This window comes from Nonomuraea sp. AD125B (assembly GCF_041402765.1).
In the GTDB taxonomy this organism is placed as follows: Bacteria; Actinomycetota; Actinomycetes; order Streptosporangiales; family Streptosporangiaceae; genus Nonomuraea; species Nonomuraea bangladeshensis.
Genome location: NZ_JBGLOU010000030.1, coordinates 33835 through 56046, shown reverse-complemented (window position 1 = coordinate 56046; position 22212 = coordinate 33835). Strand labels below are relative to the sequence as shown.

Annotated in this window: 22 protein-coding genes; 11 read left to right on the top strand and 11 right to left on the bottom strand. The window is 74.6% G+C overall.

Annotated features, from left to right (window positions below; translation table 11 throughout):
* Window positions 1-70: 70 nt before the first annotated feature.
* The gene (locus ACBR40_RS45475; RefSeq protein ID WP_371252749.1) at window positions 71-1726 is read left to right on the top strand and encodes a hypothetical protein; all 1656 of its coding nucleotides are present in this window, start codon (window positions 71-73) and stop codon (window positions 1724-1726) included.
* Between the two features lie 13 nt (window positions 1727-1739).
* Here the strand turns inward: ACBR40_RS45475 and ACBR40_RS45470 are convergent, their stop codons facing one another.
* The 4 genes from ACBR40_RS45470 to ACBR40_RS45455 form a co-directional block, all read right to left on the bottom strand.
* Complete coding sequence (locus ACBR40_RS45470) at window positions 1740-2765, bottom strand: B12-binding domain-containing protein (RefSeq protein ID WP_371252748.1); 1026 nt, start codon at window positions 2763-2765, stop codon at window positions 1740-1742.
* On the bottom strand, window positions 2765-4300 hold the full coding sequence (locus tag ACBR40_RS45465) for a PP2C family protein-serine/threonine phosphatase (protein WP_371252747.1): 1536 nt from the start codon (window positions 4298-4300) through the stop codon (window positions 2765-2767). Before ACBR40_RS45465 ends, ACBR40_RS45470 begins: the two co-directional genes overlap by 1 nt.
* A 117-nt stretch (window positions 4301-4417) precedes the next feature.
* A complete protein-coding gene (locus tag ACBR40_RS45460) occupies window positions 4418-5554 on the bottom strand; it encodes an acyl-CoA dehydrogenase family protein (RefSeq protein WP_371252746.1) in 1137 nt (378 codons plus the stop codon).
* A complete protein-coding gene (locus ACBR40_RS45455) occupies window positions 5551-7338 on the bottom strand; it encodes a long-chain fatty acid--CoA ligase (RefSeq protein WP_371252745.1) in 1788 nt (595 codons plus the stop codon). Before ACBR40_RS45455 ends, ACBR40_RS45460 begins: the two co-directional genes overlap by 4 nt.
* 175 nt (window positions 7339-7513) lie before the next feature.
* Here ACBR40_RS45455 and ACBR40_RS45450 point away from each other — a divergent pair, with 175 nt between their 5' ends.
* On the top strand, window positions 7514-8731 hold the full coding sequence (locus ACBR40_RS45450) for a TetR/AcrR family transcriptional regulator (RefSeq protein WP_371252744.1): 1218 nt from the start codon (window positions 7514-7516) through the stop codon (window positions 8729-8731).
* Window positions 8732-8754: 23 nt separating this feature from the next.
* Here ACBR40_RS45450 and ACBR40_RS45445 read toward each other — a convergent pair whose 3' ends face one another.
* Complete coding sequence (locus ACBR40_RS45445; RefSeq protein ID WP_344205643.1) at window positions 8755-9462, bottom strand: CHAP domain-containing protein; 708 nt, start codon at window positions 9460-9462, stop codon at window positions 8755-8757.
* Between the two features lie 299 nt (window positions 9463-9761).
* On the opposite strand from ACBR40_RS45445, the gene ACBR40_RS45440 reads away from it, so the two are divergent.
* The 5 genes from ACBR40_RS45440 to ACBR40_RS45420 are packed head-to-tail and all read left to right on the top strand — an operon-like array spanning window position 9762 to window position 13567.
* Window positions 9762-10673, top strand: coding sequence for an ABC transporter ATP-binding protein (locus ACBR40_RS45440; protein WP_371252743.1), 912 nt, complete (start codon window positions 9762-9764; stop codon window positions 10671-10673).
* A complete protein-coding gene (locus tag ACBR40_RS45435) occupies window positions 10670-11371 on the top strand; it encodes an ABC transporter permease (protein ID WP_371252742.1) in 702 nt (233 codons plus the stop codon). Before ACBR40_RS45440 ends, ACBR40_RS45435 begins: the two co-directional genes overlap by 4 nt.
* Window positions 11368-12510 carry a sensor histidine kinase gene (locus ACBR40_RS45430; protein WP_371252741.1) on the top strand — a complete coding sequence of 381 codons (1143 nt, stop codon included), beginning with the start codon at window positions 11368-11370 and terminating at the stop codon, window positions 12508-12510. Before ACBR40_RS45435 ends, ACBR40_RS45430 begins: the two co-directional genes overlap by 4 nt.
* The gene (locus ACBR40_RS45425; RefSeq protein WP_371252740.1) at window positions 12507-13100 is read left to right on the top strand and encodes a response regulator; all 594 of its coding nucleotides are present in this window, start codon (window positions 12507-12509) and stop codon (window positions 13098-13100) included. The genes ACBR40_RS45430 and ACBR40_RS45425 overlap by 4 nt, the downstream gene beginning before the upstream one ends.
* Before the next feature lie 38 nt (window positions 13101-13138).
* On the top strand, window positions 13139-13567 hold the full coding sequence (locus tag ACBR40_RS45420) for a GNAT family N-acetyltransferase (protein ID WP_371252739.1): 429 nt from the start codon (window positions 13139-13141) through the stop codon (window positions 13565-13567).
* Between the two features lie 9 nt (window positions 13568-13576).
* Here ACBR40_RS45420 and ACBR40_RS45415 read toward each other — a convergent pair whose 3' ends face one another.
* Window positions 13577-14083 carry a MarR family transcriptional regulator gene (locus ACBR40_RS45415; RefSeq protein WP_344205654.1) on the bottom strand — a complete coding sequence of 169 codons (507 nt, stop codon included), beginning with the start codon at window positions 14081-14083 and terminating at the stop codon, window positions 13577-13579.
* 26 nt (window positions 14084-14109) lie between these two features.
* On the bottom strand, window positions 14110-14769 hold the full coding sequence (locus ACBR40_RS45410; protein ID WP_371252738.1) for a DUF4142 domain-containing protein: 660 nt from the start codon (window positions 14767-14769) through the stop codon (window positions 14110-14112).
* A gap of 174 nt (window positions 14770-14943) precedes the next feature.
* Between ACBR40_RS45410 and ACBR40_RS45405 the strand changes: the two genes are divergently transcribed.
* Complete coding sequence (locus ACBR40_RS45405; protein ID WP_371252737.1) at window positions 14944-15372, top strand: glutaredoxin domain-containing protein; 429 nt, start codon at window positions 14944-14946, stop codon at window positions 15370-15372.
* Here the strand turns inward: ACBR40_RS45405 and ACBR40_RS45400 are convergent.
* Window positions 15332-16222, bottom strand: coding sequence for a fumarylacetoacetate hydrolase family protein (locus tag ACBR40_RS45400; protein WP_371252736.1), 891 nt, complete (start codon window positions 16220-16222; stop codon window positions 15332-15334). The genes ACBR40_RS45405 and ACBR40_RS45400 overlap by 41 nt on opposite strands.
* A 60-nt stretch (window positions 16223-16282) precedes the next feature.
* Between ACBR40_RS45400 and ACBR40_RS45395 the strand changes: the two genes are divergently transcribed.
* The 3 genes from ACBR40_RS45395 to ACBR40_RS45385 are packed head-to-tail and all read left to right on the top strand — an operon-like array spanning window position 16283 to window position 19105.
* Window positions 16283-17074, top strand: a complete 792-nt coding sequence (locus ACBR40_RS45395) for a FadR/GntR family transcriptional regulator (RefSeq protein ID WP_371252735.1) — start codon at window positions 16283-16285, stop codon at window positions 17072-17074.
* 33 nt (window positions 17075-17107) lie between these two features.
* Window positions 17108-18352 (top strand): DUF3500 domain-containing protein, encoded by a 1245-nt coding sequence (locus ACBR40_RS45390; RefSeq protein WP_371252734.1) that lies wholly within the window; start codon window positions 17108-17110, stop codon window positions 18350-18352.
* A 9-nt stretch (window positions 18353-18361) separates the two neighbouring features.
* Entirely contained in the window at window positions 18362-19105 is a 744-nt protein-coding gene (locus ACBR40_RS45385; RefSeq protein WP_371252733.1) for an MBL fold metallo-hydrolase, read from the top strand.
* Here ACBR40_RS45385 and ACBR40_RS45380 read toward each other — a convergent pair.
* The 3 genes from ACBR40_RS45380 to ACBR40_RS45370 form a co-directional block, all read right to left on the bottom strand.
* Complete coding sequence (locus tag ACBR40_RS45380; protein ID WP_371252732.1) at window positions 19102-19773, bottom strand: response regulator; 672 nt, start codon at window positions 19771-19773, stop codon at window positions 19102-19104. The two genes, ACBR40_RS45385 and ACBR40_RS45380, sit on opposite strands and share 4 nt — an antisense overlap.
* Complete coding sequence (locus ACBR40_RS45375) at window positions 19770-21107, bottom strand: sensor histidine kinase (RefSeq protein WP_371252731.1); 1338 nt, start codon at window positions 21105-21107, stop codon at window positions 19770-19772. The genes ACBR40_RS45380 and ACBR40_RS45375 overlap by 4 nt, the downstream gene beginning before the upstream one ends.
* A 75-nt stretch (window positions 21108-21182) precedes the next feature.
* Complete coding sequence (locus tag ACBR40_RS45370) at window positions 21183-22151, bottom strand: alpha/beta hydrolase (RefSeq protein WP_371252730.1); 969 nt, start codon at window positions 22149-22151, stop codon at window positions 21183-21185.
* Window positions 22152-22212: the final 61 nt, after the last annotated feature.

The following is a 22212-nucleotide window of genomic DNA, read 5'->3' as shown; positions in this document are numbered from 1 at the left end:
TCGCGGTCTTGACGTGGGAGCACCGGTAGGACGTCATGGGAACGTCTGTTTCGATCTTGGGAGGTCCCACGTGCCCCATCCGCTGGTCCGCCGATTAGCCGCCTCCTGCGGCGCCGCCGCCCTGATCACGGGTCTGCTCACCGTGCCGGCCACCGTCGCCTCGGCCACCGACACCACGAGAGACCTCGGGGTGAGCATCACCTCCTTCACCGCCGACCTCGCCGCCGGGGGTGGCCGGGTGTTCGTCTCCGCCGCGGACCGGATCATGGTGGCCGACATGGACGGAAACGACACGGGCGACGTCATCACCGGCCTGCCGGGCGTGGCCCGGCTGGCCCTGAACGCGGCCGCCACCCGCCTGTACGCCTCGCTCCCCGGCTCGAACGAGGTGGCCGAGATCGACACCGCGAGCAACACCGTCATCCGGCGCCTCGACCTGTCCGCACATCCCTGCCCGTCCACGCTGGCCCTGTCCGGCGACTGGCTGTGGGTGGGACACGGCTGCGGCGGCGAGGAGGGCGGCGAGAACGGCGGCGCCGTCGGCCTGAACCTCACGGTGGCGGCGCCGGAACCGGTGACGCTCGGGCGCGTACACGCCCGGCCTCCCGCGCTCGCGGCCGCCCGCGACACGCTCGTGGTCGGCGAGACCGGCACGGACCACGCCGACCTGCTGGTCTACGACGTCGGCGGCGACGCCCCGGTCCTGCGCGGCGAGATCGACGGCCGGACGGGGAACCTCGCCGGGCTGAACGAGCTCGCGCTCACCTCCGACGGCTCCACCCTGATCTCGGCGGCCGACGCCCCCGGGACCTTCACCAAATACGACACCACGACCCTGGCGCCGACCGGAGCCTACGGGGACGAAGGGGACGGGCACCCGGCCGCCGTGGCGATCTCCGCTGGCGGGCGCTTCGTGGCCGCGGGACGCCAGGGGGGCACCGACTTCACGCTCTACAACGGCGAGACCGGAGCGGTGGTGTACTCCGCCGGCCAGCCGGACGCCGAGCTGGTCCCTGGCAGCGTCGTGTTCTCCGAGCCGGACGTCTTCGCGCTGCTGCGCGATTCGGCGGGCCGGCTGCTGCTGTGGCGGCTGCACGGTGTCGCGCTGCCGGCCTCCGAGCTGACGCTGACGGCTCCGGCGCGCGAGCCGTTCGGCGCACCGGTCCGCCTCAAGGGGCGGCTCACATATGCCGACGGCAGGCCGCTCGGCAGGGGGGCGCTCGCCGTGACCCGCCGCCTGGCCGACGGGACGAGTGAGCCGCTCGACAGCGTGACGACAGGCAAGGATGGCACGTTCACCTTCACGGACACGCCGCCGGACGTCGGCGCGGTGACCTACACCGTGCTCTGGGACGGAGACGGCAGAGCCCGCTGGAGCACGACCTCCGCCACCGTGGCGGTCCAGCGCCCCTCCACCCTCACCTTGGACGGGCCGGAGTCCGGCACCGTCGGCGAGCCCCTGGAGCTTACCGGCGTGCTGACGGCGGGCCACGGGCCGTCCGGACCCGGCGCCACGATCATCGTGCAGCGCACGGTCTCGGACGGAGACTCCTCCGAGTCCGTCACGCTCGAACCGGTGAGCACGAACGCCGACGGCTCGTACACCTTCACCGACACGCCCCCCACCGCCGGGACGTACACCTACATGGCGAGGTGGACCGGGAACACCACGGCCGGGGCGGTCAGGGTCTCGCGCCGGGTCACGGTCACCCCGGGCACCGGGTGACCGTCAGCACGCGCTAGGCGCCGAGGGTCGCGCGGGCCTCGGCGAGTGTCGCCTGGGCGTGCGGCAGGCCGGGCAGGCGGGCGGCCAGCACGTCCAGGGCGGCAGGAAGGGCGGGCGCGGGCACGCCGCGCGCCCCGAGCATCTGCGCCAGCCATCCCGCGAAGGAGGTGAACAGCCCGGGGTCGCCGACGTAGACGGCGGCCTTCAGGTAGCCGACGATCGAGGCGGCGTCCTCGGCCGTGTCGCCGCGCGGCCCCTCCTCGGGGGCGTGCCGGGACAGCTCCTCCAGGACGTCCCTGACCAGGACGGGCCCGCGGTCGTCGAGGACCACGTACTCGGGGTCGGCCTGGTGGCCGGCGCCGGGCGCGCGGCGGTGGGGCAGGCCGCGGTCGAGCAGGTCGGCGGCCGCGCGCGCGTCCGGCGCCCAGACGTCCGCGCCGAACCGGCGGGCGTAACAGCCGTCCGGGCCGAACGCGGGGCCGCCGGCGAGCACCGGAGTGCCCGCCGCCTGGCACGCCGTGATCGAGGCGTGCGCGGCCGGCAGGTGGGTGGCGATCGAGCTGGACAGGGCGACCGCGCCGGGCCCGGTGCGGTGCACGTGCACGACGAGGTGCGCGGTGGGCACGTGCGCGCCGAGGTAGTCGACCTGCCAGCCGCGCAGCCGCAGCACCTCGGCCAGCAGCCGGACGGGGAACGTGTGCCACTCGCCCTCCACGCACGCCACGCAGATCCGCCCCTTGACCGGCGCGGATGCGCGCTGCCGCGTGGCCGCGTGGTGGGCCGCCACGACGAGCACGCTCTCGTTGACCGCGGTCGCCGTGTGCTCCTGGGCGACCGTGATGCAGTTGTCCGCCCACGCCTGGCCGATCCGCGCCTGCACGGCGGCGACCACGTCCAGGATCAGGGTCTCGGCGGGGACGCCGCCGTCGAGCGCGGACACGGCGGCGTCGATCGCGGCGTACTCGTCGCCGGCGAGCGCCGCCTCCCACAGAGCTTCCTCGTACCGCTCGACGCCGTCGTTCATCAGACCGTCGTTCATCAGCTCTGGCCCTCCCTTGGTGGCTCGCGCGGCACGCCGATGGCGACCACCGCGAGGTCGTCGCGCTCGCCGCCGCCCGCCCACTGCGAGGCGAGCATCTGCACCCGCTCCGCCAGGGCGTCGGCCGGCATGCCGGCGCAGCGCCGCAGCTCGGCCTCGAGCCGCTCGTCGCCGAACATCTCGCCGCCGAGCGGCCCGCCCCTCGCCTCGATGACGCCGTCGCTGTAGAGCACGCAGGTGTCGCCGGGCTCCAGCAGCACCTCCTCGGTGACGCTGGTGACGTGCTCCAGCAGGCCGATGAGCGTCCCCCTGGTACGGGCCACCTGCACCCGCCCGTCGAGACGGACGATCATCGGCGGCGGATGGCCCGCGCTGGTCAGCCGGAGCACGACCCGGCCGCCGCGGCGTTCGACCCCGGCGAGCACGAGCGTGACGTAGCGGGGGCCTTCGGCGGTGAGCAGCACGTCGTTGAGCCGGTTCAGCACCCGCTGGTGGTCGTCGGCCAACGGCAGCAGGGCGCGCAGCGTGTTGCGGATCTTGCCGGTGAGCACGGCGGCCTCCAGCCCCTTGCCCGACACGTCGCCGAGCACCACCAGCGATCGGTGGCCGGCGCCCGAGATCGCGTGCACGTCGTAGAAGTCCCCGCCGACCAGCGCGCCCTCGCCCGCCGCCCGGTAGCGTCCCGCCACCTCCACGCCGTTCACGTGCGTGACCACGGGCGGCAGCAGGTCGGCCATCAGGGTCTCGGTGATCGCGGCCTGCTCGGCGTACAGGCGGGCGATCGAGATCGCGGTGCCCGCGCGGGCGGCGAACAGCGGGGCGAACAACTCCTCGGACGGGGTGAAGGCGTGCGTCTCCGAGCGGCGCAGGAGGATCAGCGCGCCCGCCGGCAGCCCGTACCCGGGAAGCGCGAGCACGACGACCGAGCCGATGCCCTCGGGCGCGTCCCGCGTCACCCAGCCGGGCGCCTCGGAAGGGTCCAGCCAGCGGGGCGGCACCGGAGGGAAGGCCCGCAGCGCCTCGGCCAGGCCGGGCATGCTCCCCGCGTCGTGGTTCAGATCCCGGTGCACGGCGTCCTCGTCCGCCTCGCAGCAGGCGACCACGTGCCGGTGCCCGTGGCGCGGCAGGACGACCCGGGCGGCGTCGGCGAGGTGCCGTACCGCCAGCCGCACGACCGCCTCCAGGCAGCGGTCCAGGTTGAGCGTGGACAGCAGCCGGCTGGACACCTCGATCACGGCCGCCAGCGAGTCACGTTCGGCCCGCAGGGCCTCGCCGGCCCGGTGCCGTTCGGTGACGTCCACCAGCCACCACTCGACGCGGCCCGCGCCGTCGTCGTGCACGGGATGCGCCTCGAAGATCCGCTCGCCCACCGGCCCGCATGCCGGTCCGCCGGGGTGCTCGCGGTGCGCGCGCAGCAGCCACGCGGGGACGTCCCGCGCGCCGCCGGGCAGTGCCCGGGCGGCCGCGTTCGCCTCCTCGACGACGCCTGACGCGCCGACGACCAGCATCGGGTACGGCGTGTCCTCCCGTGCCATGCCGAACCTGCCCCGTTCGCGGTCACCTGCCTGGTTTTCACCCTAGTGACGGGACATACATGGCTTTCCCGATGCTCGGCCGTCTTTGTGCCATTTTTGTGCCAGCCCGGCCGGGAGTCAGAGCCCGTACGACTTGCCGATGATGTCGCGCTGGATCTCGCTCGTGCCCCCGTACACCGTGGACACCACCGTGGAGCGCAGCAGGCGTTCCATGCCGTACTCCGTGGCGTAGCCGTAGCCGCCCATCATCTGCATGCCGTCCAGGGCCAGCGCCTTGGCCAGCTCCGTCGCCTTCAGCTTGGCCATCGACGCCTCGCGCGGGAGCTGCCGCTCCGGGTCGGCCTCGATCCGCCGCGCCACGTCGTGCACCAGCAGCCGCGTGCACTCCAGCTCGGTGGCGTGGTCGGCGAGCCGGTGCCGCAGCGCCTGGAAACTGCCGACCGGGCGGCCGAACTGCCGCCGCTCGCGCACGTACGCCACCGTGTCGTCGAACACCCGGCGCGCGGTGCCGAGCATCAGCCCGGCCAGGATCATGCGCTCCAGGTTGAGCCCGGACATGAGCTGCCGCCAGGCCGAGCCGACCTCGCCCACCACCGCGCTCTCGGGAAGCCGGCAGTCGGTGAAGTAGAGGTCGTTGACCTCGCGGCCGCCCATCGTCTCGATGCCGCGTACGGTCAGGCCCTCCACGCCGGCCGGGACGGAGAACATGGTGAGCCCGTCGTGCCTGCCGCCCTCCGTGGAAGTGCGGGCCACGAGCAGGATGTGCTCGGCGATGTGCGCGTTGGAGCACCACGTCTTCTGGCCGTTGATCACCCAGCCGCCGTCGCGCCGCTCGGCCCGGCAGGTCAGCGCCGCGACGTCCGACCCCGCGCCGGGCTCCGACATCGACACCGCCAGCACCTCGCCGCGCAGGAAGTCGCCGAGCACCCGGTGCTTCTGCTCCTCGCTGCCGAACTTCTCGTAGGAGGCTGCGGTGATCGCGGACGTGGCGAACCCGCCGATCGGCACCTGCCAGTAGGCGGTGGTCTCCAGGAACAGCAGCAGGTCCACCATGCTCTGGCCGGCGCCGCCGTACTCCTCCGGGACCGCGACGCCCAGCCAGCCGAGCTCGCCCATCCTGCGGTAGAGGCCGTCGTGGTGCGGCTCGGCGCCGCCGTCGGTCAGCTTGAGCCACTGCTCGCGGGTGCCCGCCTCGCGGCGGCAGAAGTCCTCGATGGCGGCCACGAAGTCGCGCCGCTCGTCGGTCAAGGTCACGCCCCAGATCCTCCCCTGTAGAGCTCTTCGATCACCTCGGCGTAGCGCTGCTCGATGACCCGCCGCCGCAGCTTCAGCGACGGGGTGAGCTCCCCGCTCGCCGGGCTCCACGCGTGGTCGAGCACGCGGTACGCCTTCACCTGCTCGGGCCGCGACAGCGCCGCGTTCGCCCGTTCGACGCCCTCGGCCAGCTCCGCCAGCACCTGCGGGTCGGCGGCGAGCTCCTTCAGCTCGACCGCGGCGATGCCGCGCGCCCTGGCCCAGGCGGGCGCGGCCTCCTCGTCCAGCATGAGCAGCGCCGTCAGGTACGGCCGCCGGTCGCCGACCACGACGGCGTACCCGATCAGCGGGTGCGCGCGCAGCAGCGACTCGACGGCGCTCGGCGCGATGTTCTTGCCGTGCGAGGTGATGATCATCTCCTTCTTGCGGTCGATGATCCGCAGCAGCCCGTCGTCGTCATGGGCGCCGATGTCGCCGGTCGCGAGCCAGCCGTCGGCGTCCACCGCGGGCTTCACCTGCCCGTCGGGCTGGAGGTAGCCGAGGAACACCAGCGGCCCGCGGACCAGGATCTCGCCGTCGTCGGCGAGCTTGATCTCCATGCCCGGCATCGGGCGGCCGACCGTGCCGGCCCGGTAGTCGTCGCGGAAGGTGCTGGTGGCCGAGCCGGTGGTCTCGCTGAGCCCCCAGACCTCCATGATCGTCATGCCGAGGCCGCCGAAGAACTCCAGCACCTCGGCGGGGATGGGCGCCGCGCCGCTGCCCAGCCGGACCGCCTCGGCGAGCCCGATGCGCTCGCGCAGCGGCCGCAGCACCTCCCGGTCCGCGCGCTCCAGCTCGGCGGCCAGCTCGGTGTCAGGCTCGTCGCCGGTGGCCCGGATCCGGTACGCCTCTGCGGCCAGCTCACGCGCCCGGCGGAGCGCGTCACTGTCCAGTGCGGCGAGCATCTGCTGCAGCCCGGCGGCGAACTTCTCCCACACGCGCGGCACGCCGAAGAACGCCTGCGGCCGTACCGCGATCAGCGTGGGCAGCAGCTTCGTGGAGTCGGCGCAGATCGTCACGTGGCCTGCGGTGTAGATCGGCAGGTAGATGCCGAGCACCCGCTCGGCGATGTGCGCGAGCGGCAGGTACGCGACCGTCCGCGGGTTCGCGGGCGTGGGCTGGACCAGCTCCTGGAGCGCGCACTGGTAGAGCACGTTGAGGTGCGAGAGCACCACGCCCTTCGGGTCGCCGGTCGTCCCCGAGGTGTAGATCATCGTCACCGGGTCGTCCTGGGCGGCGTCCGCGGGCGGCAGCTCGCCGCCCGGCGCGGCCAACAGGTCGGCGAAGCGCGTGTGACCGGAGTCGCCGGCGTCATCGACGATCACGACGCCTTTCAACCCGGGCATCGCGGCCAGCGCGGGCGCCCACCGCTCCAGCTCGGCCGGGCCCTCCAGCACCACCACGGTGGCCGCGCTGTGCAGCGCGACCTGGCGGATCTGCTCCGGGCTCAACGTCGCGTACGTGGTGCACGGGATCGCGCCCAGCTCGACCGCGGCGAGGTCGGCGATCCAGTGCTCCGGACGGCTCGACATGCCGATGAGCAGCCGCTCGCCGTGCCGCAGGCCCAGCGCGTGGAGCCCGCTCGCCACGGACAGCACCCGCTCGCGCAGCTCGCGCCAGGTCAGCGTGTCGCCGTCGGTGCCGGTCAGGGCGGGCAGGTCGCCGTGCTCCTCGGCGTTGCGCCGCAGCAGCCCAGGAACCGTGTGCGTGCCCAGCGCGGCGCGCACGTCCGCCTCTGTGATCATCCTTTTTCTCCCTCCGCCGGACCCCGAGCGCCTCCATCGAATCCCGAACATCGTTCTGGTGTCAATACATCCGAATCACGACTTACTTACAGACTCATCGGAGCAGGTGGAAGACGTGTGGCCGAAAGAGGGAGGGGCGATTTCCCGCTCACCACGCGATCGCTACACTCGGGTCATGCCGACAAGTCAGCGCACCCGGCCCAAGGACCGCAAGGAGGCGATCGCCCTCGTCGCCGCCGAGCTGTTCTGCGCCCGCGGCTACCACAACGTCGGCATCGAGGACATCGCCCAGGAGGTCGGCATCACCGGCCCGGCCATCTACCGGCACTTCCCGAACAAGCAGGCCGTGCTGGCCGCGGCCGTCGAGGAGCTGGTCGCCCGCTTCGCCGGGTGCGTCGCCGCCGGCGCCGGCGCCGCGACGCCCGGCGAGCGCCTGGACGCCGCGCTGCGGGCGCTGGTCCGCTACACCCTCGACCGGCGCGGCGTGGCCCGGCTCTACCAGTGGGAGGCCCGCCATCTCGACCCCGGGTTCCAGGCGGGCCTTGCCGCGTCGTTCGACCGCTCGGTGCGCGCCCTGCGCGAGCTGCTGCTGGGGGTGCGGCCCGAGCTGGGGCGGCGCGACGCCGCGCTGCTCACCTCCGCCGCGCTCAGCGTGATCGCGAGCCCCGCCACCCACCGGGCGAGCCTGCCCAGGGCCAAGGCCGAGCAGACCGTGCTCGACTGCGTCGCCACGGTCCTCACCGCCGACCTCCCCGCCCCGGAAGGCCCGTCCGACCGGGAAGGCCGGCCCGCCCCGGACGGGCCGCCCGCCCCGGACGAGCCGATCGCCCCCGAAGGGCGGTTCGCGTTGCTGCCCCGCCGTGAGCGGCTGCTCGCCGAGGCCATCAGGCTCTTCGACGAGCGCGGCTACCACCAGGTCAGCATCGCCGACATCGGCCAGGCCGCCGGCATCAACGCCTCCAGCGTCTACACCCACTTCACGGGCAAGGCCGAGCTGCTGGCCGCCGCCTACTACCGCGCCACCAGCCGCCTGGAGCACCTCACGGCCGCCGCCCTGGCGGGCGCGGGCACGCCCGCCGAGGCCCTGTCGAGGCTGATCGACACCTACGTCGCCTACACCTTCGACCAGGCCGACCTCACCGCCGTCTACCTCACCGAGAGTGAGAACCTTCCCCCGGCCGACCTGCGGCGGCTGCGCGCCGCCCAGCGGCGGCACGTCGACACCTGGACCGGCCTGCTCACCGAGCTGCGCCCGGGGGAGGAGCCGGCCCGCGTCCGCTTCCGCGCCCACGCGGCGCTCAACATCGTGGCCGACCTCGCCCGCGCGGCCGGCCCGTCGGCGTCCGAGTCACGCACCGCCGCGCTGCTCAGGCAGCTGCTCATCACGGGCTGAGGCGCCGTTCGAGAAGCCCTGACTCAGGAGGCGTAGGTCGGGTAGCCGTAGCCGACGACCTGCGAGGTCGGCCGGGTCCGCTGCTCGACCTTGCCGTTGCCGGTGTTGCCCTCGATCGTGGAGATCGTGCCGTCGCCGTTGTCCTTGACGACGAAACCGACGTGGTTGATGGCGCTCAGGCTCTTGCTGCCGCTCCAGGAGAAGAACACCACGGCGCCGGGCTTGGCCTCGGTGCCCCAGCGGTGGTTGGCCTCGAACCACTTGGCGTGGGTCACGGTGTAGGCGTCCCAGCCGATCTGCGAGCGGGCGCCGGTGTGCTCGCCGACCCAGGACACGAACATCGAGCACCAGGGGGCGTTCTTGTACGAGGCGGTGCTGCCGCCGTCGCGGGCGGCGGTCTCCGCCCCGCGCTGCGAGCCGGCGTACCAGTCCTGGAACTTGGTGCCGCCGCCGGCGGCGTTCTCGGTGGTGCCGATCTGCGCCCTGGCCGTGGCCAGGACCTGCGCGGCGGTCACCTTGACGGCCTGCGTACGCTCGCCGGCCTCGCCGCTGGCCCCGTTCTGGGCGACGTGGGCCCCGGCCTGTGCGACGTGGGCGGGCGGACGGACGTCGGCGTCGGCGTGGGCGGCGGTGCCGGCGGCGACACCACCGGCGACGGCTCCGGCGGCGAGGGCGGCGCCGAGCGTGGCGCGGAGGGCGGTGCGGGCATGCGTGAGACGGTGCTCGAACATGAAGAAATACGCTCCTGGGCGGTGTGTCGTGCAACGGTCGTCGGCAGCGCCCGATACGGCGGCTGCCAGGGGGGCGATCGCACGGCTCCTCGCAGAGGGCCATAAGAGAATCACGATTGCGATGCCCGGTACGCGGAGTTATGTCATCTCGCGTCCGATGTGTACAACTAACCTCCCACCTGGGTAATTCCCAGGCAACGACATCGACACCAGGCTTTACCTGCGATGACGTTTGTCATGTGCGCGTGGCTGACGCGCCGCACTACCTCCGCGCCGCCCCGCCCCCGCACGCTGGAGCCATGCGAAACGCGCTGGAACTGGACCACGTACGCAAGCGCTACGGACCCGTCACCGCCCTGGACGGGGTGGACCTCACGGTCGCGGAGGGGGAGACGGTGGCGCTGCTCGGACCCAACGGGGCGGGCAAGAGCACCCTGCTCGCCGTCGCGCTCGGCCTGCTGCCGCCCACCTCGGGCCGGGCCACGCTGCTCGGCCGCCCGCCCGCCGAGGCCCTGCGCGCGGGCCGCGTCGGCGTGCTGCCGCAGGAGGCGGGGCTGCTCGACGACGTACGGGTGCGCGAGCTGGTCGCCGCCGTCGCCGCCATGTACGACCGCCCGCCGCCCCTCGCCGCCACCCTGAACGCGGCCGGCGTCGCGGACCTCGCCGAGCGGCGCGTGGGCCGGCTGTCCGGCGGGCAGCGGCAGCGGGTCAGGTTCGCCCTGGCCCTGGCCGGCGGCCCCGGCCTGCTGGTGCTCGACGAGCCCACCGCCGGCCTGGACGTGGACGGCCGCCGCGCCCTCTGGCACGAGGTGAGACGCCGGGCCGGCACCACCGTCTTCGCCACCCACTACCTGGCCGAGGCCGACGCCTACGCCGACCGCGTCGTGCTGCTGGCCCGCGGCCGGGTCGTCGCCGACGGCCCCGTGGCCGCGATCAAGGCCCTGGTCGGCGGGGGAGAGGTGCGCTTCGACCGGGCGACCGCCCCCGGGGACGCCGACCTGGCCCGGCTGCGCGCCCTGCCGGGCGTGCGCGGCGTCCACGCCGAGAACGGCACCGTGGCCCTGCGCACCGCCGACTCCGACGCGACGCTGCGGGCGCTGTTCGCCGCCTACGACGACGTACGGGGCGTGCGCGTCGAGGGCGTGGACCTGGAGAGCGCCTTCGTCAGCCTCACGGCCGGGACGGAGCAGGCGGAAGGAGCGGCGCGATGAGCGCGTACGTACGGCTGGAGCTGGCGCGGGCCCTCCGCAACCCGGTCGGGATGACCATGCTGACCGTCTTCCCCCTCCTGCTCTTCCTGCTGTGGGCCAAGGTGCTGACCGTGGCGCCGCCCGCCGAGGCGATGGTGTCCATGGCCACGTACGGGGCGATGGGCGGCGCGATGTTCGTCGGCGGCGCCATCGCGATGGAACGGGCCGGCGGCTGGCTGCGACAGCTCGCCGTCACCCCGCTGCCCGCCCACGGCTACGTGACCGCCAAGCTCCTCGGCGCCGCCGCAGGGGTGCTCCCCAGCGTCCTCGTCGTGCTGGCGGCGGGCGCGCTGCTGGCCGGCGTGCGGCTGCCCGCAGGCACATGGGCGGCGCTGGTGGTGCTCATCTGGGCGGGCGTGCTGCCGTTCGCCGCGCTCGGCGTGGCCTTCGGCTACACCTTCAGAGGCCAGCTCGCGAGCCTGGCCATGATGATCGTCTACTTCGGGCTGTCCGTGCTCGGCGGGTTGTGGGTGCCGGTGACGAGCATGCCGGCCGGCATGCGGGCGCTGGCCGAGTACAGCCCCACCTACCAGGTCGGCTCGCTCGGCTGGCGGGCGCTGGAGGGGGAGCCGCCGACCGGCCTCTCGCTCGCCGTGCTCGCCGGGTGGACGCTGGTCTTCGTCGCGCTGGCCCTCTGGCGTTACCGTCGAGCCCTGTGAAAGTGGACGCTGTGAGCGTGGACGACGTCGACTTCAGCCGGGGGCGTACCGCGGCGAGGGCAGGGTCGGCCGCCTGGCTGGCCCTGCTGGCCTGGCCGCTGGGGACCTTCGCCTGGACGTCCGCGGCGTCCCGGCCGGAGCCGTGGCGGGTGCTGTGGGTGGCCGTGGTGGCCGCGGTCTTCGTGGTGTGCTGGCTCCGTACGACGTGGGCGGTGTTCGGGCCGGGCCGGCCGGCGCCGTGGTGGCCCGCGGGGGTGGTCGCCGCGGCGCTGGCGGGCATGCCGGTCCTGGGGCCGCCGTGGGCGTACGTGAGCTTCGTCTTCGTGGTCAGCGCGCTGGCCCCCGTGGTGCGCGGCGCGGCGTTCGCGGCGGCGCTCGTGGCGACGGCGGCCGTCACGGTCGGCGTGCTGGCGGCGTACGGGCTGCCGTTCGGGCAGATCTGGTGGGTGCCGCTGGTGATCCTCGCCGAGGCGGGGGCGGTCTCGGCGCTGCTGGCCATGGGCGAGCTGCTGGCCAGGCTCGCCGCCGCCCGCGCCGAGGTGGCGCAGCTCGCCGTGGACAACGAGCGGCTGCGCTTCGCCCGCGACCTGCACGACACCCTCGGCCACACGCTGACCTCGATCACGATCACCAGCCAGCTCGCCGCCCGGCTGGCCCGCGCGGACCCCGACGGGGCCGCGCGCCGGATGGCCGACGTGGAGCGCGCCGCCCGCCGGGCGCTCGACGAGGTGCGCCACGCCGTCGCCGGCTACCGCGCCCCCGCCCTGTCCGACGAGCTGCGGCGGGCGAGCGGCGGCCTCGCGCTGGCCGGGATCCACCTGGAGGTCTCGCCCGCCGGCGGCCCCATCCCGGCCGCCGCCGAGACGCTGCTCGCCTGGACCGTACGCGAGGCCGCCACCAACGTCGTACGCCACAGCCGCGCCCGCCGCTGCCGGATCGCCCTCGCCGTGGACGGCGACGCCGCCACCGTCGAGGTACGCGACGACGGCACCGGCCCGCCCCCCGGCGCCACCCCGGGCAACGGCCTGACCGGGCTGGCCGAGCGCCTCGCCGCGGCCGGCGGACGCCTGGAGACCGGCCCGCCGCCGGACGGCGCCGGCTACCTGCTGCGCGCCCGCGTACCGGTGGTGCCGTCGTGATCCGCGTCCTCGTCGCCGACGACCAGGAGCTCGTCAGGGGCGGCCTCGCCGCGCTGCTGTCGCTGGAGGACGACATCGAGGTGGTGGCCGAGGTCGGGCGCGGCGACCAGGTGGAGGCGGCGGTGGCCGAGCACCGGCCCGACGTGATCCTGCTCGACATCGAGATGCCCGGCATGTCCGGTCTGGCGGTCGCCGAACGCCTGCGCGGGCGGCGCGTGGTCATCGTCACGACGTTCGGCCGGCCCGGCTATCTCGGCCGGGCGCTGGCGGCCGGAGTGGCCGGGTTCGTGGTCAAGGACGCGCCGGTGGCCGAGCTGACCGCGGCGGTGCGGCGGGTCATGGCCGGGGAGACGGTGATCGACCCGAAGCTGGCGGTCTCCGCCCTGACCGTCGGGCCGAGCCCGCTCACCCAGCGCGAGGCCGAGGTGCTGCGGACCGCGTCAGGCGGCGCGACGGTCGCCGACATCGCCCGCCACCTGTTCCTGACCGAGGGCACCGTGCGCAACTACCTGTCCTCCGCGATCGGCAAGACCGGCGCCCGCAACCGGGCCGAGGCCGTACGGGTCGCCGAGTCCCGCGGCTGGCTCTGACCGGGGCCGCCGGAAAAGGGACTGTTAGGCTCACCGGCATGCGTGGGGTGCAGATCCGCTGCGGCGGCCCGGACGACGTGAAGGACGTGCTCGACTTCTGGCTGCTGGCCGCCGAGGGCACCGACCGGCACGACTCGCCGGACAAGGTGGTCGCGCTCGTCGAGCGCGACCCCGAGGCCCTGCTGCTGGCCGAGCTGCCGGACGGCGGCGACCTGGTGGGCACGCTGATCGCCGGCTGGGACGGCTGGCGCGCCCACCTCTACCGGCTGGCCGTCCACCCCGGACACCGCCGTCAGGGCATCGCCACGGCGCTGCTCGCCGCGGCCGAGGCGCGCTTCGCCGCGTTCGGCGCGTTCCGGGCCGACGCCATGGTGCTCGACGACAACGTGATCGCCCATCCGGCCTGGTCCGCGGCCGGCTACGCGCCGCAGCCCGAATGGTCCCGCTGGGTCAAGCCGCTGGCGTGAGGCCGGTCTCTACGGGGCGTCGGGCCAGCCGAGCGGATAGCGGGGTCCCGGCGGGCTCTCGCCGCCGGCCTCGGTGAAGGCGTTCATGGCCGAGATGAGCGCGCGCGACTGCTCGGGGGTCATGCGGGAGACGATGGCCGCGATCTCCTCGCGGCGGCGCGCCGTCACCTCCTCGACGAGCTGACGGCCGGCGGCGGTGAGCCGCATGAGGCTTTCGCGGCGGTTGTGCGGGTTGACCTCGCGGGTCACGAGGCCGGCGGCGGAGAGGCGGTCGGCCATCCGCATGGCGGTGGAGCTGTTGACGGCGAGCAGTTCGGCCATGGTGACGAGCTTGGTCTCACCGTGCACCGACAGCACCACCAGCATGCGGAACTGGGGGAGGGTGACCCGGTCCTGGGCCGCGGCCAGGGAGCGGGCCGCGACGGCCACCAGCAGCCGCGAGCCGGTGAGCACGGCGGAGATGACGGCGTCGAGGTCGTCGGCGCCGGCCTGGCCGCCCGCGAAGGGCTGTTTCATGGGCTCAGTTGTACACGCTCATGGGTTCAGGAGGGCGGGGTGGGGAAGCTCTCGGGGGTGGTCAGGCCGGTGCTCTCCAGGAGGCGCTGGTGGTTGAGCACGGCCGCGTTGGCCTGCTCGGAGAAGCGGCGGACCAGGGTGTTCTGGGTGGTGCCGCGCACGGTGCCGATCACCCCGAAGATCTGGCCGTGCGCCAGGCGCAGCCACTTCACGTACGTGGCGTCGTAGGCCGGGCCGGACCGGCCCGAGATGTCGGTCATCCACGCCTGCTGCTGCTCGGTCGGCTTGACCGGCAGGGTGATCCGCAGCTTGGCCGCCACGTCGCGGACCTGGCGGTCGAGGGTGTGGTGCTGAGCGGCGATCTCCTGGCTGATCTGCCGGACGCGGGCGGCGTCGGCGCGCTGGATCGCGTCCTGCGCCATGGGCATCTCCCACAGGCTGGCCAGGCGTACCTTGCGGACGAGGTCGCGGTCGAGCTCCGACAGCGGGCCCCATTTGGTCTGGACGGTGCCGGTGTCGCCTTCCGGCGGGGCGGGGGTGGAGGTCGGCTGGGCGGTCACAGCGGCGTCGAGGGCGGCGGTGTCGGGGAGGGGCGTGGGGGTGTAGCCGGCGCAGGCGGTGAGCAGGCAGAGGGCGGCGAGGCCCCCGGCGGTGGTCAAGGCGGCGGTCGAGCTGTGGTGAGCCATGACAGTCATCCCGTTCCGGATCCGGGTGGCGCGGCGCCGGGGTCGGAAGGCGCCGCTCGTCATGAGATACGCGCGACGGGCACCGGTCTGTTCATGGCAGTGTGCAACGGTTGCGCAGTGCAAGAGGGCCCCCGGCGCTCGACCGGTGACCGGGACCCCGATAACGTCCGCACCATGATGCGCGCGTGGACGATGGCCGGGCTCATGACGCTGTTCGGCCTGGCGTCGGCGATCACCAGGTTCGCCTCGGGGCAGACCGTCAGCGCGGTCGTGATCCTCGTGCTGTTCGGCGCGGCCGCCTGGTGGCTGTCGCCGCTGGCGTTCCCCCGGCCGGTCGGCGCGGCCCGCGCCCGCGAGCTGAGCGCCGCCGACGGCCGGGCGATCGTCTACTGGCGGGCGGGCTGCCGCTACTGCCTGCGGCTGCGCTTCCGGCTGGGGCGCGACGCCCGCCGGGCGTACTGGGTGGACATCTGGCGCGATCCGGAGGGCGCGGCGGCGGTGCGCGCCGTCAACGGCGGCTCGGAGACGGTCCCGACGGTGGTGCTGCGGGGCGAGGCGTACGTCAACCCCGACCCGGCCTGGGTGCGCGAGCGCCTGCGGTGACCTCCGTCAGGCGGGCGTCGTTGGCGACGATCGGGTTGTGTACGCTGCCGAGCCGCTCGACCTCGACCTCCACCTCGTCGCCGGGCCGCAGCAGCCACGGCGGCGTACGGGCGTAGCCGACCCCGGCGGGGGTGCCGGTGGCGAGCAGGTCGCCGGGCCGCAGCGTGAACGTGCGGGAGATGAGGGCGAGCGTGTCGCCGACGGTGTAGACCATCTCGTCGGTGGAGCCGTCCTGGACGACCTCGCCGTTGACCCGGGTCCGCACCCGCAGCCCGTCACGCAGGTCGCCGACCTCGGGGGCGGGCACCAGCGGGCCGAGCGGGCCGGAGTTGTCGCCGTTCTTGCCGAGGATCCACTGGCTGGTCAGCTTCTGCGCGCGGCGCGAGGTGATGTCGTTGAAGGCCGAGTAGCCGGCCACGGCGGCCAGCGCCTCGTCGGGCTCGGCGTCGGCCAGCGGCGCCCCCACGTACGCCACGACCTCGCCCTCCCAGTCCAGGCCGTCCTCGCCCGACGGCACCGGCACCGGGACGCCGCCGACGGTCAGCGACCGCGTCCAGCGGGCGAACAGCGTCGGGTGCGGCGGGACGCCCTCGCCCGCGTACGAGCCCTCGGCCACGTGCCTCAGGTAGTTGAGCCCGACGCAGATCACCCGCGCCTCCGGCAGCACCGGCGGCACGAGGGTGACCGCCGAGGCCGGGACGGTCTCACCGGCCGGCTCCCGCGACAGCCACGCGGACGCGCCGGCCCAGAACTCCTCCAGCCCGGCCAGCACGGTGACCGCCGTGCCGTCGGGCGACAGCGCCGCCACCTCGACCGGGCCGCCGTCCCTGCGGATGCCCACGATCCTCATCGGCTCTCTCCTCGCGCCCGCCAGGCAAACCCTTCTAAAGGTTCGCAGGTTTGTGCTTGGATGGCGACTATGCCGCACACCTCCTCCACCGGACAACCCTTGGCCGGCGTCGGGCAGGGCGCGCGCACCCGCGCCGAGCGGCTGGCCGCCGCGCTCGACGAGCGCATCCGCGGGCTCGCCCCCGGCGAGCCGGTCGGGACGCTGGAGTCGCTGCGCGCCGAGACCGGCCTCGCCTACGCGACGGTCAGCGAGGCCGTCCGGCTGCTGCGCGACCGGGGCGTGCTGGAGATCCGGCCGGGGCGCGGGGGCGGGCTGTTCGCCGCCGACCGCGGGCCGGTGGTGCGGCTGCGGCACACGCTGCTGAGCATCGCCGACGAGCCCGGCACGGTCGCCGACGCCATCGAGCTGCGCGAGCACCTCGAAGAGCTCATCGACCTCGGCGCGGCCCGGCACCGCACCGGCCGTGACGTCGCCGACCTGCGCCGCCTGCTGCGCGCGCTGCGCACCGCGCCCGGCTGGGACGGCTTCATGCGCGCCAACTGGGCGTTGCACGAACGGATCGCCGCCATCAGCCCGAACACGATGGCCCGCGCCGTCTACGTCGGCACCCTCGGCCACCTGAGCACCACCTCCGCCCGCCTCGCCGCCGACGGACCCGCCGCCGACCGGCCCGCCGACGACCGGCCCGTCACCACCGGACCCGCGGCCGACCGGCCCGGCGACGACCGGCGGGCGGCGTACCGGGCCGCCCGTTACCAGGTCCACGCCGACCTGGTCGAGGCCATCGCCGACGGTGACGAGGCCGCGGTCCGCGTCGCCGTCGCCGCACACCGCACCCCCGCCGCCCCCTGACCCGTAGCCCCCTGAACGCCGGAGGAGCCCGTCATGCCCGGTGAGTACCGACGGCACCTGTTCCCGCACGACCACCCCCGCCTGGCCGAGATCCGCGGCCTCGACCCGTACGCCTACGGCGAGCTCGCCAGGAAACCGGGCACCTTCACCGGCAGCCTGGTCGCGAACTGGACCCCCCTCTACAGGAACGACTTCCGCGGCGTCACCGAGAACGGCGTACTCCGCGAGGGCCTTCACTCGCTGACACCGGCCGAGCCGGGCGAGGAGGCGCCCGTCGCGGCCATGACCGCCGCGGCCCGCGACCTGCTCGCCGCCCTGGACGACGAGAGCCGCACGCGCCTCACCCACCCGGTGGACGCCGTGGAGTGGCAGACCTGGGCCAACCCGGAGTTCCTGCAGTTCGACACCGGCCTGCGCCTGGAGCTCCAGCCGGAGCCGGTCCGCGAGAAGGCACTGGCGCTGGTGCGGGCCTCGCTCTCGCCCGAGGGCTACGAGCTGACGCGCGCCATGATGCTCATCAACGGCTTCCTCGGCGAGGTCGTCGGCCTGGAGACCATACTCAACGAGTTCAGCTACAACCTCGCGCTCTACGGCACCCCCGACCTCCGCGCCCCCTGGGGCTGGCAGCTCTACGGCCACCACTGCGCGCTCAACTGCCTGGTCGTCGAGGGCCGCATGGCGCTGTCGCCGGTGTTCCTCGGCGCCGAGCCCGACGAGATCGACGCGGGCCCGCACGCCGGGCTGCGCGACGTGTTCGCCGACCGGGTGGAGCTGGGGCTGCGGCTGATGGCCGCGCTGCCCGCCGAGCAGCGCCGGCAGGCCGTCGTCTACGAGCGGATGGTCGATCCGGCCATGCCGGAGGGCCGGGTGGACCCGGGCGACGAACGCCACCTGGCCGGGGCGTTCCAGGACAACCGGGTGATCCCGGTGGAGGGCGTCCGCGTCGCCGACATGCCCGCCGAGGCACGGGAGCACGCGCTGGCCATCGCGGCCACGTTCGCCGGGCTGCTGCCCGAGGGGCCGCGCGCCGCCCGGCTCAGGGAGGTCGCCGCCCACCTGGAGGAGACCTGGTTCTGCTGGATCGGCGGGCACCGGCCCGGCGACGTGTTCTACTACCGGCTCCAGTCGCCGGTGATCGTCGCCGAGCTCGACCACCACTGCGGCGTCTTCCTCGACTACGACACCCCCAAGCCGTTCCACGTCCACACCGTGCTGCGCACCCCGCACGGCAACGACTACGGCCGCGCCTGGGTCCGGCAGTGGCAGGCCCGCCGTTAGAGTTCATGGATGCTGCTGACGATCCTCGGCGGATGCGGTGCGTGGCCGGCGGCGGGCCAGGCCTGCGGCGGTTACCTCGTGGAGCACGAGGGGTTCAGGCTGCTCGTCGACCCCGGATACGCGACGGTGCCGCGGCTGCTGGAACGGATCACCGCCGACCAGGTCGACGCGGTGTTCGTCAGTCACGGACATCCCGATCACTGTGCCGACCTGAACCCGCTGCTGCGCGCGCGTACGTTGCGTGACGACCCACCGGCGCCGCTGCCGGTGTACGCGCTGCCCGGCGCCCTGGACGCGGTGCTCGCGCTGGACCGCCCGGGAATGCTGAGCGGCGCCTACTTCCTGCACGAGTTCGTCGCCGGCGACCGGCTCGCCATCGGCCCGTTCCACGCGCAGACCCGGCTGCTGCCGCACTCGGTGCCCAACGCGGGCATACGGCTGACAGCGGGCGAGCGCGTGCTGGCGTACACCGGGGACACCGGCCCCAGCCCTGACGTCGCCGACCTGGCGCGCGGCGCTGACCTGCTCCTGGCCGAGGCCACCTTCGCGGACCTGGTCCCGCGGGGTGCGCGGCGCCACCTGTCGAGCGCCCGCCAGGCAGGCCGGCAGGCCGAGGACGCCGGCGCCCGGCACCTGTTACTGACTCACCTGCAGCCGGGCACGGACGCCGCAGCCGCCCGAGCCGCCGCTGCAGCCGAGTACGACGGCGAGATCGGCCTCGCCACCCCCGGTCTCACCATCGAAATGACCTAGTAGCCGGACGGGCGGACCAGGCCCGTCTCGTACGCGAACACCGCCGCCTGCGTCCGGTCCCGCAGCCCGAGCTTGACCAGGATCCGGCTCACGTGCGTCTTGACCGTCTGCTCGGCCACCACCAGACCGGCCGCGATCTCCGCGTTCGACAGGCCCTGCGCGACCAGCGACAGCACCTCCGTCTCCCGCTCGGTCAGGTCGCCGAGGCGCTCCTTCAGCGGCGGGCGCGGCCCGGTGCTCAGCCGCGCGAACTCGGCGATGAGCCGCCTGGTGACGGCCGGCGCGAGCAGCGCGTCCCCGGCGGCGACCACCCGTACGGCCTGCGCCAGCTCGGCCGCCGAGGCGTCCTTGAGCAGGAAGCCGGACGCGCCCGCGCGCAGCGCCTCGTACACGTAGTCGTCCAGGTCGAACGTGGTCAGCATCAGGACCTTCACCGTCGTGCCGGCCTGGGCGGCGATGCGGCGGGTGGCCTCGATGCCGCCGAGCTCGGGCATCCGCACGTCCATGAGCACGACGTCGGGGTTCAGCTCGGCGGCCATGGCGACGGCTTCGAGGCCGTTCGCGGCCTGGCCGGCGACCTCGATGCCCGGCTCGGCATCGAGCAGCACGGTGAAGCCCTGGCGCACCATCGCCTGGTCGTCGGCTATGAGCACGCGAATGCTCGTCATGGGACGCTCTCGTCACCTTTCCTCGGCGGGGCGGTGGAAGGACCGGCGGGCAGGAACGCGCTGACCTCGTAACCGCCGTCGGGCGTCGGCCCGGCGACCAGGTCGCCGCCGAGCATGGCGGCGCGCTCGCGCATGCCCGGCAGCCCGTGCCCGCCGCCCGGAGCCGTCACGGGCCTCGCCGGGGCGGCGTTGACGACGCGGATCGTGAGGGCGTCCGGCTGGTACCGCAGCCGGAGCGTCACGGCCGCGCCCGGCGCGTGCCGCATCGCGTTGCTGAGGGCCTCCTGCACGATGCGGAACGCCGACAGCTCCACCCCGGGCGCGAGCGGACGCGGCTCGCCCGCGATCTCCTCGGTGAGCGTCACGCCCGCGCCGCGCACGTTCGCCAGCAACTCGCCGAGCCGGTCGAGCGTCGGCTGCGGCGCCTGCTGGGGGGCGTCCGCGCCGTCCTCCGTACGCAGCACGCCGAGGATCCTGCGCAGCTCGGTCAGCGCCTCGACGGCGTTCTCGCGGATGCCGGCGAGGTTGTCGCGCAGCTCGTCGGGCGGGTCGTGGACGAGGTGCGGCGCCACCTGCGCCTGGATGGAGATCACCGACATGTGGTGCGCCACCACGTCGTGCAGCTCGCGGGCGATCCTGCTGCGCTCCTGGAGCAGCGTGCGGTGGGCGCGCTCCTCCGCCGTCAGCTCCTCCTGGGCCTCCAGCCGGTTCCTGGTGGTCCTCAGCATCCGGATCATCGTGCCCGAGGCGACGGCGAGCGCGTACACGGGGAGGGCGATCACCGGGGTGCCGCCCGTCTGCTGGGGCAGGAACACCACGCACGCCGCCGCGCCGAGCACGCTGATCGCCAGCGCCTCCGCGGCGGCGCGCGGCCGTACCCGCAGGGCCAGCAGGAACAGCACTCCGGCGTGCAGGAAGATCCCCGACCCCGTCCAGGGGAACGCCACCGCGTCGTTGTGCGGGAACCTCGACGGGGGCGCTCCCGGCCCGACCATCCAGGGGAAAGTGAGGGTCTGCGGCAGGTACGTCATCCCGGCACGGGCCCCGGCGAGCACGACGGCGAGCGACGCCCAGAACGCCGGCAGCGGGCGGAACATCGCGGCCACCAGCGTCGCCGCCTGCGCCGTGGCGAGCAGCGGGACCGTGGGGTCGATGCCCTCGCCGTCCGGGAACAGGCCGAGGACCAGCGCGTACAGCACGACCAGGACGTGCGGCAGCCGGGCCAGCGGGCGCGGCCCGCGCATCCGGGGGAGCGGGTCGGCGGCGGTGGACCACAGATCGGCGCGCAGGGCGGCGAGGAGCCCGCGCCGCGCGGCTGGCTGCTTCCGCCTCACGTCGCCTCCACCCTGGCCGTCCCCGCGTCCGGCCGCTCCAGCGTAGCGGGCCCCTGACGGCACCGCCGGTGACGGTCATCCATCGCCGTCACCCGCCCCCGCCACGATCCGCGCGACGCTCGCCAGCGCCGGGGAACCGGCCGCCAGGTAGTCGCCGTGCCCGCCGCCGCCCGCGTCGAGCACCCGGGCGCCGAACCCGGGCGACACCGGGTCGGCGTCCAGCCCCACCGTGGCGAACGGCAGCCCGACGGACACGTGCGGCAGCAGGGCCACCCAATCACCGGCTGCCCGGCCGGCCCACACCTCGGCGTACGGGCCGAGCGCGGCGGCGGTGGCGACGCCCGCGCCGGGGGCGCCGAGCAGCACGACGCCCGTCACGTCCAGCCCGCCGGCGGCCCGGCCGCACACGACGGAGCCGTAGGAGTGGCACACGAGCCAGATCCGCGCCGCCGGCCTGGCCGCGCGCAGCTCCCGTACGAAGGCGCGCAGGGCGGGGACCGCCGCGTCGGCGCGGGCCGGGGTCAGCGCCGCGAGGCTCACGCTGCTCGGGGTCGCGTACCCGAGCCAGGCGACCACGGCCGAACCGTCGCCGAGCGCGTCCCGCAGCCGCATCGCGCCGCCGCGCAGCGGGCCGTACCGGTCGAGGTCGACGCCCGCGCCGGGAACCAGCACCACGAACCTGCGGGCGGTGGGCAGGTCGCCGAAGACCTCCGCCGCCCGGCCGCCGTCCCGCCCGTCGAAGGCCAGGAAGCGGCGGGCGGGGGCGGCCAGCTCGCGGAGGGCGGCGGCCCGCCGGTGGTGCCCGTGGCGGTCCGCGGTCCGTACGGCGGCCAGGATCTCCGTGCGGGCGGCCGCGTACCGCGCGGCGAGCCCGTCGCCGAGCGAGACGGCCAGCGGCGGCACGGGCGCGGGCACGGGCGCCGGCACCGCCCCCGGCCGCGCCGCCCCGATCACCGGCCACGCGACCGCCGCCATGATCAACGCCGTCAGCCCGGCCCGGAGCACCCCCGGGCGCGGTGGTCGGGGTCTCGGAGGGGAGGGCATGGCGGGCTCCTCGGTGGTCGGTGATCGTCCACCGCCGACCGTACGGATCACCGGAGCCCGT